Raw genomic sequence first — 1,395 nt, forward strand, 5'->3', positions numbered from 1 at the left:
GATGTGAAAAGCCATTATGAACAAGCCTTAAAATCTATCGAACTTGGTATAAGTTTAAAATCAAATGAGTGCTTTTTTTCATATGTTTCCTTTACTAGTGCTCCCAAAAGTATCATGTTTGCTATTTTTTTACTTCCTATTTCTTCTGCTATTGTTTGAGCTGGTATTGATATTACCTTTACATCTTTTCTCTTTGGTGCTATATCTACCAAATCTGAATCCATTATTATAACACCATTTGGCTCTACAATATCTTCAAATTTTTCTAGAGAAGGTCTGTTCATTACAACTATTGTATCTGCTTTTGTTACTATTGGTGAACCTATTGCTTCATCTGTTAGTATTACTGAACAGTTAGCTGTTCCTCCTCTCATTTCTGGTCCATAAGATGGTAACCATGAAACATTCAAATTAGCATCCATTCCTGCATATGCTAAGAATTTACCCATTGATAATATACCCTGTCCGCCGAATCCAGCGAAGATTATTTGTTGTGATGCCATTTTATTTCACCTCCTCTGTATTATCCTTTTTAACTCCTAGTGGATAATACGGAATCATATTTTCCTTTAACCATTTCATTGATTCTGAAGGTGACAATCCCCAGTTAGTTGGGCATATTGACAGCACTTCTACAAGTGAAAAGCCTTTTCCTTCCAACTGGTTTTGGAAAGCTTTCTTTATAGCTTTCTTTGCTTTTATTATATTTGGAACTGAGTCTACGGATACTCTTTCTACATAACATGCTCCTGTTAGTGTGGAAATCATTTCTGAAACTCTTATTGGATATCCTGCTATCTTAGGATCTCTTCCATATGGTGTTGTTTCTGTTACCTGTCCTGGCAGTGTTGTTGGGGCCATTTGTCCCCCTGTCATACCATATATACAGTTGTTTACAAATATTCCCGTTAAGTTTTCTCCTCTTGTTGCTGCATGGACAATTTCTGCTGTTCCTATTGCTGCAAGATCCCCATCTCCCTGATATGTAAATACTACTTTATCAGGATTTGTTCTCTTTATTCCTGTTGCACAGGCTGGTGCTCTTCCATGTGCTGCTTCAAACATATCACATGCAAAATAGTTATACGCTAAAACTGAACATCCTACTGGAGCTACCCCTATTGTTTTATCTAATATGCCAAGTTCATCTATTACTTCTGCAACTAATTTGTGAATTATACCATGTGTACATCCTGGACAATAATGTGTAGGCACATCCAACAATGCCTTTGGATTTTCATATACTATTGCCATTATTTTGCACCCCCTACTATAGATCTTACCTTTTCAAGAATATCTGTAGGATCTGGAACCATTCCTCCTGATCTTCCATAGAAATCTACAGGTTTTCTTCCATTAGATGCTAGTCTTACATCTTCAACCATCTGTCCGCAG

At 36.5% G+C, this 1,395-nt stretch carries 2 protein-coding genes and 1 pseudogene; all 3 read right to left on the minus strand.

Annotated elements, in window-relative coordinates:
* Positions 1-14: 14 nt before the first annotated feature.
* A complete protein-coding gene (locus tag EG57_RS0224735; RefSeq protein WP_084572329.1) occupies positions 15-503 on the minus strand; it encodes a 2-oxoacid:acceptor oxidoreductase family protein in 489 nt (162 codons plus the stop codon).
* A gap of 1 nt (position 504) precedes the next feature.
* Positions 505-1,254 carry a thiamine pyrophosphate-dependent enzyme gene (locus EG57_RS0224740; RefSeq protein ID WP_032079740.1) on the minus strand — a complete coding sequence of 250 codons (750 nt, stop codon included), beginning with the start codon at positions 1,252-1,254 and terminating at the stop codon, positions 505-507.
* Positions 1,254-1,395: pseudogene (locus EG57_RS27185) on the minus strand (3-methyl-2-oxobutanoate dehydrogenase subunit beta); the annotation flags it as partial. The pseudogene EG57_RS27185 and the gene EG57_RS0224740, both read right to left, overlap by 1 nt.

This window comes from Clostridium drakei, from assembly GCF_000633595.2.
GTDB lineage: Bacteria > Bacillota > Clostridia > Clostridiales > Clostridiaceae > Clostridium_AM > Clostridium_AM drakei.